General features: G+C 57.0%; 23 protein-coding genes and 1 pseudogene. 17 read left to right on the top strand and 7 right to left on the bottom strand.

Going from position 1 to position 20,226, the window contains the following annotated elements; all coding sequences use genetic code 11:
• Window positions 1–37 precede the first annotated feature (37 nt).
• A complete protein-coding gene (locus tag ACN0SC_RS13025) occupies window positions 38–1,348 on the top strand; it encodes a PP2C family protein-serine/threonine phosphatase (RefSeq protein ID WP_417250116.1) in 1,311 nt (436 codons plus the stop codon).
• Here ACN0SC_RS13025 and ACN0SC_RS13030 read toward each other — a convergent pair.
• Window positions 1,289–1,699: an NUDIX hydrolase gene (locus ACN0SC_RS13030; protein WP_417250117.1), complete on the bottom strand. Its 411-nt coding sequence runs from the start codon at window positions 1,697–1,699 to the stop codon at window positions 1,289–1,291. The genes ACN0SC_RS13025 and ACN0SC_RS13030 overlap by 60 nt on opposite strands.
• Window positions 1,700–1,808: 109 nt before the next feature.
• Here ACN0SC_RS13030 and ACN0SC_RS13035 point away from each other — a divergent pair, with 109 nt between their 5' ends.
• The 5 genes from ACN0SC_RS13035 (at window position 1,809) to ACN0SC_RS13055 (ending at window position 6,336) form a co-directional block, all read left to right on the top strand.
• Window positions 1,809–2,816 (top strand): Hsp33 family molecular chaperone HslO, encoded by a 1,008-nt coding sequence (locus ACN0SC_RS13035; RefSeq protein WP_417250118.1) that lies wholly within the window; start codon window positions 1,809–1,811, stop codon window positions 2,814–2,816.
• Window positions 2,800–3,402, top strand: a complete 603-nt coding sequence (locus ACN0SC_RS13040; protein ID WP_417250119.1) for a CoA pyrophosphatase — start codon at window positions 2,800–2,802, stop codon at window positions 3,400–3,402. The genes ACN0SC_RS13035 and ACN0SC_RS13040 overlap by 17 nt, the downstream gene beginning before the upstream one ends.
• On the top strand, window positions 3,399–4,565 hold the full coding sequence (locus tag ACN0SC_RS13045; protein WP_417250120.1) for a CCA tRNA nucleotidyltransferase: 1,167 nt from the start codon (window positions 3,399–3,401) through the stop codon (window positions 4,563–4,565). Before ACN0SC_RS13040 ends, ACN0SC_RS13045 begins: the two co-directional genes overlap by 4 nt.
• Window positions 4,558–5,775, top strand: a complete 1,218-nt coding sequence (locus ACN0SC_RS13050) for a class I SAM-dependent RNA methyltransferase (protein ID WP_417250121.1) — start codon at window positions 4,558–4,560, stop codon at window positions 5,773–5,775. The genes ACN0SC_RS13045 and ACN0SC_RS13050 overlap by 8 nt, the downstream gene beginning before the upstream one ends.
• 66 nt (window positions 5,776–5,841) lie before the next feature.
• The gene (locus tag ACN0SC_RS13055; RefSeq protein ID WP_417250122.1) at window positions 5,842–6,336 is read left to right on the top strand and encodes a L,D-transpeptidase family protein; all 495 of its coding nucleotides are present in this window, start codon (window positions 5,842–5,844) and stop codon (window positions 6,334–6,336) included.
• Between the two features lie 6 nt (window positions 6,337–6,342).
• On the opposite strand, the gene ACN0SC_RS13060 is transcribed toward ACN0SC_RS13055, so the two are convergent.
• Window positions 6,343–6,885 carry a CAP domain-containing protein gene (locus ACN0SC_RS13060; protein ID WP_417250123.1) on the bottom strand — a complete coding sequence of 181 codons (543 nt, stop codon included), beginning with the start codon at window positions 6,883–6,885 and terminating at the stop codon, window positions 6,343–6,345.
• A 164-nt stretch (window positions 6,886–7,049) separates the two neighbouring features.
• On the opposite strand from ACN0SC_RS13060, the gene ACN0SC_RS13065 reads away from it, so the two are divergent.
• Complete coding sequence (locus tag ACN0SC_RS13065; protein WP_417250124.1) at window positions 7,050–7,643, top strand: L,D-transpeptidase; 594 nt, start codon at window positions 7,050–7,052, stop codon at window positions 7,641–7,643.
• 74 nt (window positions 7,644–7,717) lie between these two features.
• On the opposite strand, the gene hemH is transcribed toward ACN0SC_RS13065, so the two are convergent.
• Both hemH and ACN0SC_RS13075 read right to left on the bottom strand, forming a co-directional pair.
• A complete protein-coding gene (hemH, locus tag ACN0SC_RS13070; protein ID WP_417250125.1) occupies window positions 7,718–8,797 on the bottom strand; it encodes a ferrochelatase in 1,080 nt (359 codons plus the stop codon).
• Window positions 8,798–8,857: 60 nt separating this feature from the next.
• Window positions 8,858–9,697, bottom strand: coding sequence for a methyltransferase domain-containing protein (locus ACN0SC_RS13075; RefSeq protein WP_417250126.1), 840 nt, complete (start codon window positions 9,695–9,697; stop codon window positions 8,858–8,860).
• Window positions 9,698–9,799: 102 nt separating this feature from the next.
• On the opposite strand from ACN0SC_RS13075, the pseudogene ACN0SC_RS13080 reads away from it, so the two are divergent.
• The 5 genes and pseudogenes from ACN0SC_RS13080 to ACN0SC_RS13100 all read left to right on the top strand — a co-directional run.
• Window positions 9,800–9,874 (top strand): annotated as a pseudogene (locus ACN0SC_RS13080) (ComF family protein); the annotation flags it as partial.
• Window positions 9,875–9,892: 18 nt separating this feature from the next.
• Complete coding sequence (locus ACN0SC_RS13085; RefSeq protein ID WP_417250290.1) at window positions 9,893–10,459, top strand: ComF family protein; 567 nt, start codon at window positions 9,893–9,895, stop codon at window positions 10,457–10,459.
• A gap of 38 nt (window positions 10,460–10,497) precedes the next feature.
• Complete coding sequence (gene grxC, locus ACN0SC_RS13090; protein WP_417250127.1) at window positions 10,498–10,755, top strand: glutaredoxin 3; 258 nt, start codon at window positions 10,498–10,500, stop codon at window positions 10,753–10,755.
• Between the two features lie 3 nt (window positions 10,756–10,758).
• Window positions 10,759–11,592 (top strand): carbon-nitrogen hydrolase family protein, encoded by an 834-nt coding sequence (locus ACN0SC_RS13095; protein ID WP_417250128.1) that lies wholly within the window; start codon window positions 10,759–10,761, stop codon window positions 11,590–11,592.
• Complete coding sequence (locus tag ACN0SC_RS13100) at window positions 11,592–12,041, top strand: MarR family winged helix-turn-helix transcriptional regulator (RefSeq protein WP_417250129.1); 450 nt, start codon at window positions 11,592–11,594, stop codon at window positions 12,039–12,041. Before ACN0SC_RS13095 ends, ACN0SC_RS13100 begins: the two co-directional genes overlap by 1 nt.
• A gap of 27 nt (window positions 12,042–12,068) precedes the next feature.
• Here ACN0SC_RS13100 and ubiG read toward each other — a convergent pair whose 3' ends face one another.
• Entirely contained in the window at window positions 12,069–12,815 is a 747-nt protein-coding gene (gene ubiG / locus ACN0SC_RS13105) for a bifunctional 2-polyprenyl-6-hydroxyphenol methylase/3-demethylubiquinol 3-O-methyltransferase UbiG (protein WP_417250130.1), read from the bottom strand.
• 76 nt (window positions 12,816–12,891) lie between these two features.
• Here ubiG and pip point away from each other — a divergent pair, with 76 nt between their 5' ends.
• The 5 genes from pip to infB all read left to right on the top strand — a co-directional run bounded on the left by pip (window position 12,892) and on the right by infB (window position 19,438).
• A complete protein-coding gene (gene pip, locus ACN0SC_RS13110) occupies window positions 12,892–13,869 on the top strand; it encodes a prolyl aminopeptidase (protein WP_417250131.1) in 978 nt (325 codons plus the stop codon).
• A 177-nt stretch (window positions 13,870–14,046) separates the two neighbouring features.
• Window positions 14,047–14,634 (top strand): ribosome maturation factor RimP, encoded by a 588-nt coding sequence (rimP, locus tag ACN0SC_RS13115; protein WP_417250132.1) that lies wholly within the window; start codon window positions 14,047–14,049, stop codon window positions 14,632–14,634.
• Between the two features lie 14 nt (window positions 14,635–14,648).
• Window positions 14,649–16,259, top strand: coding sequence for a transcription termination factor NusA (nusA, locus tag ACN0SC_RS13120; protein WP_417250133.1), 1,611 nt, complete (start codon window positions 14,649–14,651; stop codon window positions 16,257–16,259).
• A gap of 27 nt (window positions 16,260–16,286) precedes the next feature.
• Window positions 16,287–16,919: an RNA-binding protein gene (locus ACN0SC_RS13125; RefSeq protein WP_417250134.1), complete on the top strand. Its 633-nt coding sequence runs from the start codon at window positions 16,287–16,289 to the stop codon at window positions 16,917–16,919.
• Window positions 16,916–19,438 carry a translation initiation factor IF-2 gene (gene infB / locus ACN0SC_RS13130; protein ID WP_417250135.1) on the top strand — a complete coding sequence of 841 codons (2,523 nt, stop codon included), beginning with the start codon at window positions 16,916–16,918 and terminating at the stop codon, window positions 19,436–19,438. Before ACN0SC_RS13125 ends, infB begins: the two co-directional genes overlap by 4 nt.
• Before the next feature lie 95 nt (window positions 19,439–19,533).
• Here infB and ACN0SC_RS13135 read toward each other — a convergent pair whose 3' ends face one another.
• Both ACN0SC_RS13135 and mutT read right to left on the bottom strand, forming a co-directional pair.
• Entirely contained in the window at window positions 19,534–19,665 is a 132-nt protein-coding gene (locus ACN0SC_RS13135; RefSeq protein WP_417250136.1) for a hypothetical protein, read from the bottom strand.
• A 157-nt stretch (window positions 19,666–19,822) separates the two neighbouring features.
• Window positions 19,823–20,221, bottom strand: a complete 399-nt coding sequence (gene mutT / locus ACN0SC_RS13140) for an 8-oxo-dGTP diphosphatase MutT (protein ID WP_417250291.1) — start codon at window positions 20,219–20,221, stop codon at window positions 19,823–19,825.
• Window positions 20,222–20,226: the final 5 nt, after the last annotated feature.

A 20,226-nucleotide genomic window follows, 5' to 3' on the forward strand; every position in this document is an offset into this window, starting at 1 on the left:
CCGTAAACTGCGGTGAAACGGATCAAAGGAAACCTATTTGTCGCTCGCTCAGACCAATTCGCCTGACACTGTTGCGGCGCCAGAGCGCGGCGTGGTTGACCGTGTGCTGGTGGTCGATGATTCAGCGGCACAGAGGAAGATTCTCGGCTCTCATTTGCAACGCTGGGGATATCGTGTGCTCAAGGCCGCAAGCGGACGCGAAGCTATCGAGGTTTGCGCGCATGAGGATGTTGATCTTGTCATTTCCGATTGGATGATGCCTGAGGTGACGGGGCTGGATTTCCTTCGGCACTTCAGGACCATGGAGCGGCAACATTATGGATACTTCATCCTGCTCACCTCTAAATCTGAAAAGGCGGATATCGCCGAAGGGCTGGATGTTGGCGCGGATGATTTCCTGACGAAACCCGTGTCGGGGGACGAGCTTCTTGCGCGAATCCGTGCGGGTGAACGAATTTTACGCATGGAGCGGGAGCTGACCGAGAAAAATCGCCTCGTGTCAGAGACGCTTCAACAGATCTCGGACCTCTACGAATCGCTGGACAGGGATCTGGTCGAGGCGCGGCGCCTCCAACAATCCCTGATACGCGAGCGGCACCGTGAGTTTCCATCGGCTAGCGTCTCACTCATGCTCAAGCCGAGCGGCCACGTTGGTGGCGATCTTGTGGGTTTCTATCCGATCAATGCCGATACCGTCGGTGTATTCAGTCTGGACGTGTCGGGGCACGGCGTTGCTTCCGCTCTTATGACCGCGCGACTGGCCGCATATCTTAGCGGCGCGTCGCCAGATCAGAATCTTGCCATCGAATTCGACGAGACGGGCGCGCCGATTCCGAGAAGTCCGGCACGCGTGGCGGCCAAACTCAACACTGTGATGCTACAGGAAATGGAAACGGACCTCTATTTCACAATGGCGCTCGGTCACATCGACCTGAAATCGGGTCAAATGGTCATGACCCAATGTGGCCATCCGCACCCGTTGGTCCAGCGCATTGACGGGCATGTGGAGTTTGTTGGCAATGGGGGCCTGCCAATAGGATTGCTGCCCGATGCCCAATATGAGGAAGTCACAGTTCCACTGAACGCAGGGGACCGCGTTCTGTTCTATTCTGATGGCGTCACGGAATGCGAAAACGCGCGCGGTGAAATGCTCGGTGAGCAAGGGTTGATGGCTCTCGCGGGAAAACTGGGCGAGCAGCGTGGAAACGCCTTTCTCGATACGCTTCTCTGGGATTTGACAACTTTCGCGGACGACCGCGATTTCGGGGATGATGTGTCTGGGCTACTTCTAGAATTCGTCCCCCAAGAACCGTGCGACGAAGGACCGATCACCCTCATTCGCCAGTAACAGCTGCGCACGCTCAGGGGGCATCCAGACGGCTTCATGATCCACTTCGATGGGCGCACAAAGTCTGCGAATGGGTCGCGCGGCGTAGATGTGACATATCTTTTCGGCCCATATGTCGTATTCAGGCATGAACACAAAGCGGCGGAACATGCCAAGTTTGAATGGGGTTCCGATACGCCAGCCCGTTTCCTCAATCACCTCGCGATGTAGGGCTCCGATCAGGGACTCGCCTTGATCTACTCCGCCGCCAGGAAGTTGGAACTCATTGTGGATGCCGCCTTGAAACGTGACCAGTAGCTGACCATTTCTTGGAAGGACCGCATACACCCCTGGTCGGTGCGTGTATTTCATATCAGACTTCTTGGCGCTACCGTATCGTCGCATCCTGTCCTCGCTCAGCCGATCTTGTGACACTGTTTCGAAAAAGGTATGCCAACCCGAACACGCAGGGAATGCCTAAATGATTGGTGATAAAATCGCATGGGACGACACTGTTCTCCCATTTCAACTTGATGCATCGGACATCCGCGGCCGGGTCGCACGGCTTGACGGGGTTCTCAATAGCATCCTGTCGCAACACGACTATCCGAGCGCTGTCGAAGCGCTGGTCGCAGAAGTTGCGCTCCTGACGGCATTGATCGGGCAAACGATCAAGTTGCGCTGGAAGCTCTCGCTTCAGGTGCGCGGCAACGGGGGCGTTCGATTGATCGCCACGGACTTCATGGCACCCGAAAAAGAAGGCGCGCCCGCACGGATTCGTGCCTACGCGTCCTTTGATCGGGATCGTGTCGCCGACGGCATGTCGCTCTCCGAGATCATTGGTGACGGGTATTTCGCGATCATGATGGATCAGGGCAAAGGCACAACGCCGTATCAGGGCATCACGCCGCTGTCCGAAACCACGATCACCAAATGCGCCGAAGTCTATTTTGCTCAATCGGAACAACTTCCGACACGGTTCGAGTTGTCGGTTGGTAAATCCACTTTGGCTGGAGGCGAAGAATCTTGGCGTGCTGGCGGCGTTATGCTGCAAAAAATGCCCAAGGCTTCTCCCCATGCCGCGTCGAATTCTCCGCAGGAGCGCGAGGCGCTGTTGTCGGCGAACGATTTGCTTGATGGCGAGGATGAGGAAAACTGGTCGCGGGCAAATATCTTGCTCGATTCCGTGGAGGATCTGGAATTGATCGGCCCAAGTCTTCCGCCGACCGATCTCCTCGTGCGCCTTTTCCACGAAGAGACCCCGCGCGTCTTTGACACGCAGCCTGTCCGTTTTGGGTGTGGCTGTTCCGAAGACCGTGTGCGCCAGAGCCTTTCGATTTATTCCGCCAAGGACATCGGGCGGATGACGAAAGATGACGGCACGGTCACGGCGGATTGTCAGTTCTGCGGAGCGCATTATGTCCTCGATCCGTCGAGCCTCGGATTCGAGGCGACCAATGATGGATCGACCGATGGCCCCGAGAATTGAGCGTGCTCTAATCGAACACGCAGTGGCGGCGGGGGGAACTCCGTCGTCCGACTATGATCTGAACGCAGATTTGCGAAGTCAGTCGCGTGGCGAGCTACGCGACGCTGGAGTTCTTGTTGCTTTTATCGACCGTCCGAGCGGTGCCCATATTATCCTGACCAAGCGGGCCTCACACCTAAAGCATCATCCAGGTCAGGTTGCATTTCCAGGCGGGCGAATGGACCCTTGTGATCGCGATGTCGTCGATGCTGCTCTGCGTGAAGCAAACGAAGAGATCGGATTGCCTCCTGCGTCTGTTGATGTGATCGGGCAGCTTCCCCACCATGAAACCGTCAGCAGCTATGCGATGACGCCTGTTTTGGGCTGGGTTACGCGTGACTTCGCACCACAGCCAGAGGCTGGCGAAGTGGCAGAATACTTCGAAGTTCCAGCGGATTTTGTCCTGAACCCGTCGAACTTTCGCATAGAGAAACGCCGTTGGCGCGGCGCGGATCGTGCCTATTTCACGGTTCCATTCGGTCCCTATTATATTTGGGGCGCAACCGCGCGGGTCTTGCGCGGTCTGGCGGAACGGGTGGCGCAATGACGAAAATCACCGCAGATTGGCTACTATCCGAGAATGCCCAGCGGATCATGAGGATCTTCGCGGATGCGGGGCATCAGATCTACTTCGTGGGCGGCTGCGTTCGGAATGCCCTTCTGGGTGAGGGCGCGACAGACATCGACATGTCCACATCCGCGCGGCCCGACGAAATGCTAGCGCTTGCAAAGGTGGCGGGAATCAAATGTGTGCCCACAGGGATTGATCACGGCACTTTGACTTGGGTTGTTGGTAAAGATGCGTTCGAAATTACAACATTTCGAAAAGACATTGAGACCGATGGACGCCGCGCCGTGGTCGCCTTTTCCGACCGCGTAGAAGACGACGCCAACCGCCGCGACTTTACCATGAACGCTCTTTACTGCGACTCGAACGGTGAGGTCATTGATCCTGTTGGCGGGTTGCCCGATCTTGTAGCACGTCGCGTGCTCTTTATCGGAAAACCCGAAGAGCGCATTGCGGAAGATTATCTGCGCGTTTTGCGCTTCTTCCGTTTCCATGCGTGGTACGGGGATGACGCGAAAGGGCTGGACGCCGAAGGTTTGGCGGCCTGTGCGGCGGCGGTCGGCTCGCTTGGGACGCTGTCCCGTGAGCGTGTTGGCGCCGAGATTATGAAATTGCTCTCCGCATCCGCTCCTGAAACGGCCCTTGGTGCAATGGAACAGAGTGGCGTATTGACGGCACTTCTTTCGGGGGCGGGGACAAAAACACTGTTCACGCTTTCGGCGCTTGATGCGCCCGTTGATCCGTTGACCCGTTTGGCGGCGCTGTGTGACGGCGATGCGGTTTCCACGTTGCGATTGCCCAAACGGGTGGAGGCGGAAGTTGCGCGTCGGCGGGATCACATTGGGTCAGAAGCGACATTGGACGAGATTGCCTATCGACATGGTGCGGAGACCGCTATTGCCGTTGGCTACCTGCGTGCCGCCACTTTCGAGACGCATCCTGCGCCCAACATGGTTGAAACGCTTTCGGCCGCCGCTGCGCAGGTGTTTCCGCTTAAGGCCGCTGATCTGATGCATTTGGCAAGCGGTCCCGCGCTGGGGAAGGCATTGCGAGATGCTGAAGACCACTGGATAAAGCACGGTTTCACACCCGACAAAGAGGCGCTCGTCACTTTCATCGAACAAGGGGGCAAAGATGGTTAAGGTCACGGTTGAGCGGCTTGGGCACCGAGGCGACGGGATTGCGGAGGGGCCGATCTACGTCCCGAACGCCCTGCCTGGTGAGGTGGTCGAGGGCGATCTTTCTGGCGATCGCATTGTGCAGCCGCGAATCCTCGAGCCGTCCGAGCATCGTGTTTCGCCACCTTGTGCCCACTACAAGAGTTGTGGTGGATGTGGTTTGCAGCACGCATCCGACGATTTCGTCGCGACGTGGAAGCGCGAGTTTGTCGAAATTTCCCTGTCCCATCAGGACATAGAAATCTCTGCGAGGAAGGTCCTTACGACACCACCTCAGTCACGCAGGCGTGCGGTCTTTCACGGAAAACGTACCAAGAAGTCGACCATCGTCGGCCTGCACGGGCGTGCGAGTGACACTCTGTTCAATACGCCAGAATGCCGTTTGATGACGCCCAAGATCATGGCGGAGTTCGACACTTACCATGAATTGACGCGGCTCGGGGCCAGTCGTCGCGGCGAAATCACTCTGACGGTGACAGAGGTTCTTGGCGGTTTGAGTATAGCGGTGACAGGTGCGCGTGACGTTGATCTGTCGATGCGCGAAGAATTGGGGCGCATTGCGCAGGATTCGGATCTTGTCCGCCTCGACTGGAACGGCGAGCGGATTGCGGCACGAGGCCCAGCGGTGCAACAGTTTGGCGCGGCAAAAGTCGAAACGCCCGCAGGCGCGTTTCTACAGGCAACCTCCTTTGGGGAAGCCTGCCTACTGGACGCCGTGCGCGAAGCTGTCGGGGATGCGGCCAACATCGCCGATTTGTTCGCGGGATGCGGGACCTTCACGCTACCACTCGCCGAAAGTGCGACGGTCCATGCGGTCGAGGGTGAGGCGGATATGCTGGCGGCCCTTGAGGCGGGATGGCGACATGCCTCGAACTTGCGAACTGTGAGTGTTGAGACACGCGATTTGTTCCGCCGTCCGTTGATGCCCGACGAATTGTGCAAATTTGACGCCGTTGTGCTTGATCCTCCTCGCGCGGGGGCGGTTGCGCAAGTCGACGAGATCACACGCAGCGACCTTTCCAGAATTGCCTTCGTGTCGTGCAATCCAATTACCTTCGCACGGGACGCGAAAACGTTGATTGATGCAGGTTTCACGCTGGATTGGGTGGATGTGATTGATCAGTTCCGATGGTCTACTCATGTTGAACTGGTCGCGCGGTTTTCAAGAAATTGACATCAGCACAGCTTCCCGATTGCCGAAATTAGGTGTATCGATCAGGGAACAAAAAGAGGCATGAGCATGAAACGCCGGATTTTTCTTTTCGGACTGGCCGCTGGGATAGCGGCACCCACCTTCGCGCGTGAGTTGAAGCCCTATACAGGGCCAGAAATCACGCGTTTGGTTCTCTATAAGGAGCGCCGCCGTCTTTATCTTTTGAGCGGGACCGAGGTGGTGAAGGAATACAAAGTGGGGCTCGGCTCTGCTCCCGAGGGACCGAAACGGTTTGAGGGTGACGGAAAGACGCCCGAGGGTAGCTACGTGATTGACCGTCGCAACCCGAATTCGAGCTATCACCTATCCATCGGAATATCTTACCCGAACGAGGCAGATATCACTTACGCCGAGGCGCATGGAAAGCGCCCTGGCGGTGATATCTTTATCCACGGGCGTGCGCGGAAAAACTGGTTCAAGGGCAAGGACTGGACCGCGGGCTGTATCGCGGTCAAGGATCGTCACATGGAAGAGATATTCATGATGGTGCCCTTAGGCACGCAGATCGATATCTACCCTTGATCGCGCTCAATTCGTGAGCACGGGAGTTCCCTGACTGCCGCCAAGGATCAGTGTCCACCAGAGCTTTCCTGTCGATTCCTGATACCATGCAAATCCGAGATCCGTGGCTCGTTCGTCGAGGATGATGTCACGCGTGTCTGGTTGCTCCATCCATGCGCTCAAGGTTTCCAGTTCGGATTCGTAGGTTTCCGAGATTGTCTCACCCAGCATCAACCCGCGATAACCCGCGCGTGCGACGCGATCCATGGGCGATGACCCGTCAGAGCCAAAGTGCCAAGGACGGTTCTGGACATGCATGTCGCGTGCGTGGGTCGCGGCGGCGGCATTCAGGTTCGCGTTTAGCTGAACTGGTGCGCGGCCAGCTGCGGCGCGAAGAGAGTTGACCGAGTCGAGCATCCGATACTGGATTTTCGCCTCATCGCGCGGTGAAATCCGATAGACGCGTGGCAGGGGTTTCCCGTCCGCACCGAGTTGTTCGGGTCCGGATGTGGGTGCACAAGCGGTCAAACCCATCAGGCCGACAAGAAGAATGGCGAGAAATCGCGTCATTTTAGACACTCCAATTGGTTGCTCCTGCGCAATTACCGCTTTTTCCGCTTCGGATCAAATGTCCTTCGCGTGATTAAAAGTGGCCACGATTGTTTGATTTGCGACTGCGGCAATCCCGCCATATACACAGAAGGGAACAATTGTAATCGCTCGGGTTTGGGAAAATGTCAGAAAAATCAAATAGCGGAATTAAGCGCCGCACCTTTCTCGCGGCTGGTATGGCGGGTTTAGCCACGCCCGCACTCGCACAAACAGAGGGTACGACGGAAATTGAGCGCGATATTTCCGAAGTCGTACGCCGCAACATCTCTAGTTTCCGGTCTTTGGATTGGCATCCTTACTTTGACTCGCTGCGCAATGGCGCGATTTTGGTCGACACGACGTCGCGGGCTTTGCACTTCTGGAGTGAGGATGAGTCGATTTACAAACTCTACCCCACCTCGGTGCCGCTGAGCGAAGACCTCACACGCCTCGGGCGGACCAAAGTGATTCGCAAGGTTGAGGGGCCAACATGGGCGCCTACACCGTCGATGAAAAAGCGTAATCCCGAATGGCCTGATTTTGTCGGCCCTGGTCCCAACAATCCGATGGGCACACATGCTCTTTACCTGAGCTGGCAGTATTACCGTATTCACGGCACGCACGACACGCGGAAGATCGGGCGTAAATCGTCGAACGGCTGCATTGGTCTTTACAACGAACACATCGCGGAACTCTTTGCGCTCGCCAAAGTTGGCACGCAGGTTCTACTGATCTGAGTTGGATCAGACACGTAAGAAATGACAGGGCGGCCAAATTGGCCGCCCTTTTTCGTTTTCATAAATCGTGTCGGTTAGAGCCAGCCCGCGAGGTTTTGTTCGATCACGTCGACCAATGCCTCGATGTGCATGGGGTCATCGTTCAGGCAGGGGACGTAGAGGAAGTCTTCTCCCCCCGCTTCTTCAAAACTCTCTTTGATCTCTTCGTTGATCTCTTCAAGCGTTTCGATGCAGTCGGCGGAGAAGGCAGGCGCGCAAACCGCAATGCTCTTGTTCCCAACTTCAGCCTGACGTGCAACTTCCTCAACAGTGTAAGGTTGGAGCCAATCCTCAGGCCCGAACTTCGACTGGAAGGTCGTCATGATCTTATCGTCGGCCCAGCCCAGACGCTCTTTGAGGAGGCGCGTGGTTTTGTGGCATTGGCAGTGATAGGGGTCTCCGCCCTCCTTGAGATACCGCTCGGGCAATCCGTGGTAGGAGCAAATCAGAATGTCGGGCGTTTTATCCGCAGCGGAATAGGAGCGCTCGATCGAAGCGGCCAAGGCGTCGATATATTTCGGCTCGTCGAAGTAGGGCGGCACGGTTCGCGCTGCGGGTTGCCAGTTTTCATCCATTAAGGCGCGGAAAAATGCATCGTTGGCGGTGGCTGTCGTCGCGCCTGCATATTGAGGATAAAGAGGGAAGAACAGGATCTTGGTGCAGCCCTGCGCGGCGAGCGCCTCGACCTTTGACCGCGTTGACGGATTGCCGTAGCGCATACAGTAATCCACCATCACACTGTCTCCGAATTTCGACGCTAAAGCAGCGGAGATCGCGGAGACCTGATCCTTTGTGATGGTCATGAGGGGGCTTTCGTCCTGCTCATTGTTCCAGATGGTCCGATAGGCCGCACCCGATTTGAAAGGGCGGACAGTGAGGACAATCGCTTGCAGGATCGGTTGCCACTTCCAACGCGGGTAGTCGATGACCCGTTGATCGGAGAGAAATTCACCGAGATATCGACGCATTGACCAGTAATCTGTTGCGTCGGGCGTTCCCAGATTGGCGATCAGAACACCAACTTTTTCTTTGGGAATCCGTGGATGATTGGCGTCCGCATGTGTTGGACGCTCGGCGTCAGCCGCCGTCATATCGAGGCGCGTTGGTTTCATCATCCCGTTGGGTTCCTTCCGAATTTGATGCTTGTGCTAGGCTTAGATCGAAGCACGAAAGCGTCAAGGATCATTGCCTGCTTTTTGCGGTAGTTTGAACTCTTTTGTCCCGAGTGCGTCGGCTAGTCGCGCTTTCGCCGAGCCAGGCATGAGTGGCTTCGGCTGGCTTTCATCAGGCGCCCAACCCGTGAGGCAAATGAAATCGAATGTTGCTACCAAACGGTCCTCCTCGCCAAAAGACTCCCTGTAAATCGTTTCCGCCCTTTCGAAGAGAGGTCGATTGATGCGTGCTTCGGCGACCTCGCTTAGCGCCAAACCTTCTCCATGGTCGCGCAGGTCGGCGGAAAGTCTGAAAAGGCTCTCATAGCTTAGCTTTAGGGTCGATTTGTCCGCCACAGGCAATGCAAATGACGCCCGTTGAAGGAGCGCGCCGAGGTCGCGAATTTCACCCATTGGCAGCACCCGTGGCGACAATCCGCCGTGCAGCGATATTTCCGCTTCCGCCAGTGCTGCGCGCAATTCGTGTAGGGATTGGTCGCCCATGAACACCGCAAGCATCAGTCCGTCAGGTTCTAGTGCGCGATTGCACTGGATGAGTTGGCCAACAGGGTCATTGGCCCAGTGCAGCGACATCGCATGAACGACGAGATCATGTGCGCCTTCCGTAAGGGCAAGCACGTCGTCATCGGCGACCACGGTCCAATCAGGAAACCACTTTTGCCAAAGATCAGGAAGTCCCGTGACCAGCGCGGGGCGTGCGAACGATTTGTTTACGATACTCAGGCGATCATTGATCTCGTCCCGTGCTTCTTGATGCAGAAAGAAGTCGCCGTCGCGCCGCATTGCGCGCGCTCTATTCATGGCGAGCTTTCGACGATCGACGAGAGGTTTCTGAGACGACATTTGGTATCCCCGACTGAGTTCGGCGCACTTTAGGAAACGGCTATGAAATTGCAAAGTCTCGTCGACCTTATCTTTCCTGTTCATTGCCTGTCCTGTGAGGAAATGGTCGAGGAGGAGGGGTGCTTGTGCCCTGACTGTTGGCAGCGGACAGAGTTCATCATTGATCATCCCTGTGACAAATGCGGCCGCCCGCTCATGGGTGACGCGCGAGATGGTGATCTCTGTGATGATTGTCTTGCGACACCGCATGCCTGGGATCGCGGGCGCGCGGCTTTAGTCTATGGCGGGAATGCGCGCTACATCGTGTTGGGGCTCAAGTATGGCGACCGAACGGAGTACGCGAAACACGTTGCGCGCTGGATGTCAGAACGGATTGATGATCTGGTGTCACCCTCCACGTTTGTTGTGCCTGTGCCACTCCACTGGTTCCGACAGATGCGGCGTCAATACAATCAGTCCGCGCTCCTCGCCGAAGAAATCGCAAAACAGCGGGGGCTGGATTGGGACCCGAACGCTTTGCAACGTAAGAAAATGACGAAATGCCTCGATGGCTATAATGCCCAGCAACGGCAGGAGATTCTCGAAAACGCCATCTCGCCCCATCGAAAATACGGAGGCCAGATTGCGGGACGTGATGTGTTGCTGGTCGATGATGTATTGACGACGGGGGCTACGCTTGATGCCTGCGCGCGAGCCTGTCTTGATGCCGGTGCCACAAAGGTGAACGTCGTTACTCTGGCCCGCGTTGCCAGACGGGGGTGAATGCCTATATTCCTCGTGACTTAATGAAGGAATATGCAATGCAACCCGTCACCCTCTATACCACCCCGATCTGCCCGTTCTGCGTCGCTGCGAAGCGCCTTTTGGACTCGAAGGGTGTTTCTTACAAAAATATCGACGTCATGCGAGATCCATCGCGTCGTGCCGAAATGATGCAGCGGGCAAACGGTCGCCATACCGTGCCGCAGATTTTCATTGGTGAAACCCATGTCGGCGGGTGCGACGAGTTGCACGCTCTGGAGCGGGCTGGGAAACTTGATCCGCTATTGGCGGGTTAAACCATGCCCAAAGCGGCGCTCCTGACCCTTAATTCTTCCGACGATCCGATAGAGAATTGTGGCGTTGTTCTCGACATGCTTGCGCAGGCTGCGGAGGGCGGGGCGGATATTGCTTTCACGCCTGAAGTGACCAATTGCGTCTCCACCAACCGTGCGCACCAGCATGCGGTTTTGGAAGCTGAGGGGCAGGACAGGACGCTTTCAGCAATACAGGAAACGGCTCGTAACCTTAACATTTGGGTTTCAATCGGCTCGCTTGCTCTTAAGGGTGACGGGGTTGATCCGCGATTTGTGAACCGCTCGTTTCTAATCTCGAACACGGGCGATATCCTCGCGCGCTACGACAAGATGCACATGTTTGATGTCAACGTGAGTGAGACGGAAAGCTATCGCGAATCATCTGGTTACGCGCCGGGTAACAGGGCGGTGACGGCAAAGACGCCCTTCGCGGTTATGGGCCTAACCATTTGTTACGACCTCCGCTTTCCTTACCTCTACCGCCATCTCGCACAGAGCGGAGCGGATGTTTTGAGCGTTCCCTCGGCCTTTTCCGCAGCTACGGGCGAGGCGCATTGGGAGCCACTCCTGCGGGCGCGCGCAATTGAGAACGGTGCTTATGTCTTCGCTGCTGCACAAACGGGACACCATCGCGAAAAAGGCGGGCCAAAGCGCCGCACCTATGGCCACTCCCTTGCAGTAAGTCCTTGGGGCGATGTAGTTTTCGACGGAGGGGGAGATGTTGGTGTCGGTTTTGTCGATTTCGATGTCGCCGAGGTTACACGTGCACGTGCCCGCATCCCGTCACTCAAACACGACAGGGCTTATGGAGCGGACTAATGACTGGCAATGAAACCAATGATTCACTGGCAGTCGCGCTCTTTTCCGAGATTTTCATGGCCGACCAGTTGGCGCGAAATCGTCTGACCAAGGCTTTGCCAAAGGGTATGGAGATCAGCCATTTCTCTGTGCTTAACCATCTCGCGCGCGTCGGTGAGGAGAAATCGCCAGCCCAGCTTGCCCGTGCTTTTCATGTGACGCGCGGCGCTATGACCAACACTTTGAGCAAACTCGAATGGGCGGGGCATATCCACGTCCGCCCCGATTGGGACGATGCACGGCGCAAGTTCGTCTCGATCTCGCCGTCGGGCACAGCGGCGCGCGATGCGGCGCTTTCCGCAATCGCGCCTATCCTGTCGGATGTTGTGGCCGCCATAGGTCATGACCGCGTGCGTAGCGCACTGCCCGTGTTGCGGGAAATGCGCCTTATGCTTGAAGATCAGGGCTAGGGGACGCTTGCGCCCAATGCGGCCGACTTAGGCAGGCTTCGTTGATGTTGTGACGTAGTTCACCGACAGGTCGCGGTCGGACAGCGACCACTTCCAAAGCACGGGGTTGAAGACGAAACCTTTGCGGTCCACGGGCGTTAGCTCAGCTTTTTCAATGAGCCCGAAGAGTTCGTCTGGTGTGATGAACTTGTTCCATTCATGTGTGCCTTTGGGGAGCCAGCGCATCACTACCTCTGCACCGAAAATCGCCATCATATAGGACTTCGGATTTCGGTTGATTGTGGAGCAAATCATGACGCCGCCACGTTTAAGTAGCGCGGAGCAGGCGTTGAGATAGGCTTGTGGATCGGCAACGTGTTCCACCACTTCCATGTTCAGCACCACGTCAAAGCGTTCGCACGAAGCGGCAATGTCCTCCGCGGTTGTATGTCGGTAGTCGATTTCCAGCCCTGACTGTTCTGCATGGAGCCGCGCAACAGGGAGATTCCGTTCCGCAGCGTCGGCGCCTACGACCGTGGCGCCAAGGCGTGCCATAGGCTCGGACAGCAACCCGCCGCCGCATCCGATGTCGAGCAGTTTTAGACCCGAAAATGGCGCATCATCACTCAAATCGCGGCCGAATTCGGCGGCGATCTGCGCGGTGATGTAGTCCAGACGACATGGGTTGAGCATGTGGAGCGGCTTGAACTTACCGTTCGGATCCCACCATTCCGCAGCCATGGCCTCGAATTTGGCCACTTCATCTGGATCAATCGTGGACGGTTGGGTTTGCATGATGCTCTCCTTCATGATCAACTCGACGCAATCCCTTACGCCAACTTCGCTATCAAGCACTCTATATAGGACGTTCATGGACAAGGTCTCAGGCCAAAAGAGCGCATATGCCTACCTCTACCCCCAAATCGTGCCGAATGACCACTTCATGTTTTCGGTCGGCGACGGGCATGAGATTTATGTCGAAGAGGTCGGAAACCCTAACGGGGTTCCCGTCGTCGTGCTTCATGGCGGGCCAGGAGGGGGATGCAGTCCCTTTATGCGACGGTTTTTCGATCCGAGCGTCTATCGTGTGATCCTGTTCGATCAGCGTGGGTGCGGGCGCTCACGCCCCACGGCGAGCGTGGAAAACAACACAACGTGGCATCTGGTCGAAGACATCGAGCGGTTACGGCAGCATTTCGGATATGACGATTGGGTCGTTTTTGGCGGAAGCTGGGGGGCGACGCTGGGCGTGGCCTATGCTGAAACCCACCCCGACCGAGTGCGCCATCTCGTCCTGCGAGGCGTGTTCCTCGGCACGCAGGAGGAGTTGGACTGGTTCTATGGCGGGGGCGCTGCGAAGTTCTGGCCCGACCTTTGGGCTGAATTTGTCTCTGTTTTGCCTGTAAGCGAACGCGATGACGCGATTGCTGCATACAACAGGCGGCTGTTTTCGGGTGACATTGGTCAGGAGGAAAGGTTCGGGCGCCATTGGGCTATTTGGGAGAATGCACTCGCGGCTATCGGGTCTAATGGCAAGGCGGGGGAGCCGCCCCTGTCCTATGCCCGCACCTTCGCGCGGCTGGAAAATCATTACTTTGCCAACGGCTGTTTCTTCGAGGAGGACGGGCAACTGTTGTCGAACGCGGATCGACTTGCGACCGTGCCGGGCACCATTGTTCAGGGGCGGTTCGATATGATTTGTCCGCCTCTCACTGCGTATCGGCTGAAAGAGGCATGGCCCGCCGCGCAGCTGCATATGATCGGGCAGGCGGGACATGCGCTTTCCGAGCCCAGTATTACGCAGGCGCTTGTGCAGGTGATGGACGCTTTAGCGCGCGCAATGCGATAGTGCTTGCAGACTCGCTGTCAGCGGCGTATAGAACCGCTCAACAGCGGCGCGTCGGTGTTCAACCGAAGCTCCACCGGAAACATCTACGGGCCGCGCGCCCGTTTTTTTGTGCCATCACGCAAGGTGCATCCAATGGGTGTTTGAAACCCAAGTCGTGGATGAGAGGCCCTTACCGACATGTCGGATCTTATCGCCAAGACCTCGATTGACCGCCGTATGGCGGAAATCATCGCTCCCGTTGTCGAAGGCATGGGGTTTGAGCTCGTGCGCGTTCGCCTGATGGCCTCGACCAAGTCGAAGACATTGCAGATTATGGCGCAGCGCCCCGATGGCGGGATTGACGTCGATGAATGTGCCGAGATCTCAACGGCTGTGTCCGCGGTGCTCGATGTCGAAGATCCGATCGAGGACGAATATGCGCTCGAAGTGTCGAGCCCCGGTATTGACCGCCCATTGACCCGCTTGAAGGATTTTGAACAGTTCGAAGGGTATGAAGCAAAGATCGAGACCACCGAGCTGATCGACGGTCGCCGTCGGTTCAAAGGGGTCCTGTCGGGTGTGGAGGGCGAGGAAATCCTCCTCACGTTCGACAATAACGGCGAAGAGGTCACGATTGGCCTCAACTACGATTGGCTTTCGGATGCCAAACTGGTCCTGACCGACGAGTTGATCCGCGAAATGCTGCGTCAGCGCAAAGATGCTGGTGCAATTGACGAGAATGCTTTTGACGAAATTCAAACCGAAGACGGTTCCCAGAAGGATTAAGAGAGGACTGAGGAATGGCAATCACCTCTGCTAACCAGCTTGAGCTGCTGCAAACCGCCGAGGCCGTGGCCCGCGAGAAAATGATCGATCCGTCGGTCGTTGTCGAAGCGATGGAGGAGAGCCTGGCTCGTGCCGCCAAGTCGCGCTATGGCTCCGAGATGGACATCCGTGTTTCCATTGACCGCAAGACGGGTAAAGCGACGTTCACGCGCGTCCGTACCGTGGTCGAGGACGAAGAGCTTGAGAACTACCAAGCCGAACTGACCGTCGAACAGGCCAAGCAGTATATGGCTGATCCGTCCGTTGGCGACGAGATCACGGACGAGATTCCGCCTGTGGAGCTTGGCCGTATTGCCGCGCAATCCGCAAAGCAGGTGATCTTGCAGAAGGTGCGCGAAGCCGAGCGTGATCGTCAGTACGAAGAATTCAAGGATCGTGCGGGCACCATCATCAACGGTGTTGTGAAGCGCGAGGAATATGGCAACGTGATCGTCGATATCGGTCGTGGCGAAGGTATCCTGCGCCGCAACGAGAAAATCGGCCGCGAAACCTATCGCCCGAACGACCGCATTCGTTGTTTCATCAAGGACGTGCGCCGCGAGGCGCGTGGCCCGCAGGTCTTCCTGTCGCGCACCGCTCCCGAGTTCATGGCTGAGCTGTTCAAGATGGAAGTGCCTGAGATCTACGACGGCATCATCGAGATCAAGGCCGTTGCCCGTGATCCTGGTTCGCGCGCGAAGATTGCCGTGATTTCCTATGATGGATCCATCGACCCCGTCGGGGCCTGTGTCGGTATGCGCGGTTCGCGCGTTCAGGCTGTGGTTAACGAGCTTCAAGGCGAAAAGATCGACATCATTCCGTGGAATGACGACCAGCCGACCTTCCTCGTGAATGCGCTGCAACCTGCCGAGGTCACGAAAGTGGTTCTCGACGAGGATGCGGGCAAGATCGAAGTGGTTGTACCCGACGAGCAGCTTTCGCTCGCCATCGGTCGCCGTGGTCAGAACGTGCGCCTCGCGTCGCAACTGACGAACCTCGACATCGACATCCTCACGGAAGCCGAAGAGTCGGAGCGTCGTCAGGCCGAGTTTGCAGAGCGCACCAAGCTGTTCATGGACAATCTCGATCTCGACGAGTTCTTCGCACAGTTGCTGGTGTCTGAAGGGTTCACAAACCTTGAGGAAGTGGCCTACGTCGAAGTGGACGAGCTTCTTGTCATCGACGGTGTGGATGAGGGAACCGCGAACGAGCTGCAAGCGCGTGCTCGTGACGTTCTTGAAGCCGCCAACCGCAAGGCACTTGAGACCGCCCGTGAATTGGGTGTGACCGACAGTCTGGTTGAATTCGATGGTCTGACGCCCCAAATGCTAGAGGCACTGGCTAAGGATGGCGTGAAGTCGCTCGAAGATTTTGCGACCTGCGCTGACTGGGAGTTGGCTGGTGGTTGGACCACTGTCAACGGTGAGCGGGTGAAGGACGATGGCGTTCTCGAACCCTTCGACGTGTCGCTGGAAGACGCACAGAATCTCGTGATGACCGCTCGTATCCAGCTTGGCTGGGTTGATCCTGCCGATCTCGAAACGGATGAGGACGAGGGTGACGTTACGGAAGGCGAAGAGGCCTGATTGGCCTTTTTGAAGTGAGGTGGCCCAATGAGCCGTGGTGGACATAAGACGATGAAGGATGATGGCGAGCGACGCTGTATTGTGTCGCGCGAGACGCAGCCGCGTCACGGCCTTATCCGTTTTGTTGTCAGTCCCGACGGGCTTCTTGTCCCCGATCTGGCTGAAAAATTGCCAGGTCGGGGCATTTGGGTCGCCGCAGATCGTGCTACACTAGAGGAAGCCGTTAAGAAGCGACTCTTCGGTAAAGTGGCACGTCAGGATGTGAACCTGCCCGATGATCTTGTTGATCTCATTGAGGCGGGTTTGGCGAAACGTGTTGTCCATCTGGTGTCTTTGGCACGCAAGGCGGGCGGCGCGGTATGTGGTTTTGAGAAGGTGAAGAGCTGGTTGGCTGATGGGCGCGCGCGTGTGCTCCTACAGGCCTCCGACGGCTCGGAGCGCGGCAAGGGCAAACTCTGGACTCCGGAGGGTGGTCGATGGTTCGGCCATCTGACCAGTTCCGAATTGGGTTTGGCATTTGGCCGCGAAAGTGTGATACATGGCGCGCTCGCAGGTGGCGGACTCTCGCAACGTGTTGTAGAGGATGCTGAACGTCTTAAGGGCGTGCGCGAGACAGACGGCGGAGAGGGCTCCGCTGGAAAGGGTAAGACGACGAAATGAGCGATACAGACGGTAAAAAACCCCTTGGCCTTCGCGGCGGTCCTGGATCAGTGAAGCAGAGCTTCTCCCACGGACGTACCAAGAATGTCGTGGTGGAGACCAAGAGAAAGCGCGTCGTGGTTCCCAAACCCGGCGCGGCGAAGCCTGCTGCGTCCAAGACGTCTGGCAAACCGTCTTTTGGCGATCCCGCGAAACGCCCTGCTGGCATTTCCGATTCCGAAATGGAGCGTCGGATGAAGGCGCTTCAGGCTGCCAAAGCCAAGGAAGCCGAAGACGCCGCGCGTCGCGCAGCCGAGGAAAAGGCACGCGAAGCCGAACGTGAGCGCCGCCGCGAGGAAGCAGAACAGAAAGCCCGCGAGGCCGCCGAGCGCGAAGCCGCGGTCAAAGCGCGTGAAGAAGAAGAGTTGCGCGCGAAGAAAGAAGCGGAAGAAGCCCGCAAGCGCGAAGCTGCGCCCAAACCGGCAGCGCCCGCGAAACCTGCCGATGATCCAGCAGCCGCCCAAGCTGCGATCCAGAAACAAGCCGACCGCCCGAACCGTGGTGGTGGTGCGCCGACGCCGCGCAACCGCGAGCGCGAAGAAGATCGCAACGGACGTGGCAAAGGTGGTGGCGATAGCCGTCGCTCTGGCAAGCTGACCGTCAATCAGGCGCTTTCGGGTCGCGATGGTGGACGTCAACGTTCCATGGCCGCGATGAAGCGCAAGCAAGAACGTATGCGTCAAAAGGCAATGGGCAACAACGAGCCGCGCGAAAAGATCGTGCGCGACGTCAAAGTGCCCGAGACCATTGTGGTGTCCGAACTGGCCAACCGTATGGCCGAGCGCGTTGCTGACGTTGTTAAGTCGCTCATGAAAATGGGCATGATGGTTACGCAGAACCAATCTATCGACGCCGACACAGCGGAACTCATCATCGAAGAGTTCGGCCACAAGATCGTACGCGTGTCCGATGCTGACGTTGAGGATGTGATCACTCAGATCGAGGATAAGGACGAAGACCTTAAACCGCGTCCTCCGGTGATCACTATCATGGGTCACGTTGACCACGGTAAGACGTCTTTGCTTGATGCGATCCGTAATGCGAATGTGACCTCTGCCGAAGCTGGTGGGATCACGCAGCACATCGGCGCCTATCAGGTAAAAACCGAATCCGGTGCGGTTCTGTCCTTCCTCGATACACCAGGTCACGCCGCCTTCACTTCCATGCGTGCTCGCGGTGCTCAGGTGACCGACATTGTTATCCTCGTGGTGGCAGCAGACGACTCCGTCATGCCGCAGACCATCGAGGCGATCAATCACGCGAAAGCGGCTGGCGTACCAATGATCGTGGCGATCAACAAGTGCGACAAACCCGATGCCGACCCCACCAAGGTCCGCACCGAGCTTCTGCAACATGAAGTGATCGTCGAGGCCATGTCTGGCGATGTTCAGGACGTTGAAGTTTCTGCGAAGACGGGAAAAGGGCTTGGTGAATTGCTCGAATCCATCGCGCTTCAGGCCGAAATCCTCGAACTGAAAGCCAACCCGAACCGCGCCGCCGAAGGTGCCGTGATCGAAGCCCAACTTGATGTTGGTCGCGGTCCTGTTGCCACGGTGCTTGTTCAGAAGGGCACACTCAAGCGCGGCGATATCTTCGTTGTGGGTGAGCAGTGGGGTAAGGTTCGTGCGCTGGTCAATGACAAGGGTGATCGCGTCGAGGAGGCGGGTCCGTCCGTTCCCGTCGAAGTTCTCGGCCTCAACGGCACTCCCGAAGCCGGTGATGTTCTCAACGTTGTCGAGACCGAAGCGCAGGCACGCGAAATTTCCGAATATCGTACGCAGGCCGCGAAAGACAAACGTGCCGCCGCTGGCGCTGCGACTACGCTCGATCAGTTGATGGCGAAAGCCAAGGCCGACGAAAATGTCGCCGAGCTCCCCATCCTTGTGAAAGCTGACGTGCAGGGTTCTGCCGAGGCGATCGTGCAAGCCATGGAGAAAATTGGCAACGACGAGGTTCGCGTGCGCGTGCTGCACTACGGTGTTGGCGCGATCACGGAGAGCGATATCGGACTGGCCGAAGCTTCTGGCGCGCCTGTCATCGGCTTTAACGTGCGTGCCAATGCGCCTGCACGGAACGCTGCCAACCAGAAGGGCGTGGAGATCCGTTACTACTCGATCATCTACGATCTCGTTGATGACGTGAAAGCAGCCGCATCTGGTCTGCTCTCCGCCGAAATTCGCGAGAACTTCATCGGGTACGCGCAGATCAAGGAAGTCTTCAAAGTGTCGGGCGTTGGCAAGGTTGCTGGTTGTATCGTCACCGAAGGCGTTGCCCGCCGCTCCGCTGGTGTGCGCCTCCTGCGCGACGATGTGGTCATCCACGAGGGCACGCTCAAAACGCTCAAGCGCTTCAAAGATGAGGTCAAAGACGTCCAGTCGGGTCAGGAATGCGGTATGGCATTCGAGAACTACGACGATATTCGTCCCAATGACGTTATCGAGATTTTCGAGCGCGAAGAGGTCGCACGAAATCTCGAGTGATTTTGGACTTATTCAGAAACAGAAAGGGTGGCCGTGTTATGCGGCCACCCTTTTTCTTTGTCTGTGCGGATATTGCGCCGTGTTAGGCAGGTCTACTACAGCGCAGAGACTGGTTTGCCTTCGTAGGTGCGGTTTCCAACGCGCACGACGATCCGTCCATTCGTAGACTCGCGAACGAAATAGCCTTGAACGGACACGTAGTTGCCTACGGTAATTGACTTGAGCATTTAATTTCTCCTCCCCGATTGCTTCGTTGATGATACCTAAACGGTGGGAGAAATCATTTCCAAATGTTGCGCAAATGGAGAAAATCTGCCAAAATCTTGTGCGTTTCATTAAGGTTTACGCAACGTCATCTTAAGGGATTCCGCTAAGGATTGCCTGCTAGAGCCAATCCCGAAGGATTGGAATCAGTGGAATATCGGCGGGCGGCATCTCGAAATTCCGCAATTCGGAGGCACGCGCCCAAGCCAGTTTCTGACCCTCGCGCCCCTGTGGGACACCGTTCCATTTCCGACAGGCAAAGAGCGGCATCAGCAAGTGAAATGTATCGTAGCTGTGCGAGGCGAAGGTCAGGGGAGCAAGGCAGGAATCCCACGTCTCGATCCCAAGCTCTTCGTGCAATTCACGGACCAAGGCGGCCTCGGGTGTCTCTCCTGCCTCGATCTTGCCGCCTGGAAACTCCCATAGTCCCGCCATGGATTTACCCTCAGGGCGTTGTGCCAAAAGCACCCGCCCATCAGTGTCGATGAGTGCCACAGCGGAGACGAGAACAGTTTTCAGCGTCA

Source organism: Celeribacter sp., from assembly GCF_048261515.1.
Classification (GTDB): domain Bacteria; phylum Pseudomonadota; class Alphaproteobacteria; order Rhodobacterales; family Rhodobacteraceae; genus Celeribacter.

Coding starts and splice junctions, on each gene's coding strand:
- ACN0SC_RS13030 (WP_417250117.1), bottom strand. CDS start 1,699: ATGAAATACACGCACCGACCAGGGGTGTATGCGGTCCTTCCAAGAAAT.
- ACN0SC_RS13035 (WP_417250118.1), top strand. CDS start 1,809: ATGATTGGTGATAAAATCGCATGGGACGACACTGTTCTCCCATTTCAA.
- ACN0SC_RS13040 (WP_417250119.1), top strand. CDS start 2,800: ATGGCCCCGAGAATTGAGCGTGCTCTAATCGAACACGCAGTGGCGGCG.
- ACN0SC_RS13045 (WP_417250120.1), top strand. CDS start 3,399: ATGACGAAAATCACCGCAGATTGGCTACTATCCGAGAATGCCCAGCGG.
- ACN0SC_RS13050 (WP_417250121.1), top strand. CDS start 4,558: ATGGTTAAGGTCACGGTTGAGCGGCTTGGGCACCGAGGCGACGGGATT.
- ACN0SC_RS13055 (WP_417250122.1), top strand. CDS start 5,842: ATGAAACGCCGGATTTTTCTTTTCGGACTGGCCGCTGGGATAGCGGCA.
- ACN0SC_RS13060 (WP_417250123.1), bottom strand. CDS start 6,885: ATGACGCGATTTCTCGCCATTCTTCTTGTCGGCCTGATGGGTTTGACC.
- ACN0SC_RS13065 (WP_417250124.1), top strand. CDS start 7,050: ATGTCAGAAAAATCAAATAGCGGAATTAAGCGCCGCACCTTTCTCGCG.
- hemH (WP_417250125.1), bottom strand. CDS start 8,797: ATGATGAAACCAACGCGCCTCGATATGACGGCGGCTGACGCCGAGCGT.
- ACN0SC_RS13075 (WP_417250126.1), bottom strand. CDS start 9,697: ATGTCGTCTCAGAAACCTCTCGTCGATCGTCGAAAGCTCGCCATGAAT.
- ACN0SC_RS13085 (WP_417250290.1), top strand. CDS start 9,893: ATGGGTGACGCGCGAGATGGTGATCTCTGTGATGATTGTCTTGCGACA.
- grxC (WP_417250127.1), top strand. CDS start 10,498: ATGCAACCCGTCACCCTCTATACCACCCCGATCTGCCCGTTCTGCGTC.
- ACN0SC_RS13095 (WP_417250128.1), top strand. CDS start 10,759: ATGCCCAAAGCGGCGCTCCTGACCCTTAATTCTTCCGACGATCCGATA.
- ACN0SC_RS13100 (WP_417250129.1), top strand. CDS start 11,592: ATGACTGGCAATGAAACCAATGATTCACTGGCAGTCGCGCTCTTTTCC.
- ubiG (WP_417250130.1), bottom strand. CDS start 12,815: ATGCAAACCCAACCGTCCACGATTGATCCAGATGAAGTGGCCAAATTC.
- pip (WP_417250131.1), top strand. CDS start 12,892: ATGGACAAGGTCTCAGGCCAAAAGAGCGCATATGCCTACCTCTACCCC.
- rimP (WP_417250132.1), top strand. CDS start 14,047: ATGTCGGATCTTATCGCCAAGACCTCGATTGACCGCCGTATGGCGGAA.
- nusA (WP_417250133.1), top strand. CDS start 14,649: ATGGCAATCACCTCTGCTAACCAGCTTGAGCTGCTGCAAACCGCCGAG.
- ACN0SC_RS13125 (WP_417250134.1), top strand. CDS start 16,287: ATGAGCCGTGGTGGACATAAGACGATGAAGGATGATGGCGAGCGACGC.
- infB (WP_417250135.1), top strand. CDS start 16,916: ATGAGCGATACAGACGGTAAAAAACCCCTTGGCCTTCGCGGCGGTCCT.
- ACN0SC_RS13135 (WP_417250136.1), bottom strand. CDS start 19,665: ATGCTCAAGTCAATTACCGTAGGCAACTACGTGTCCGTTCAAGGCTAT.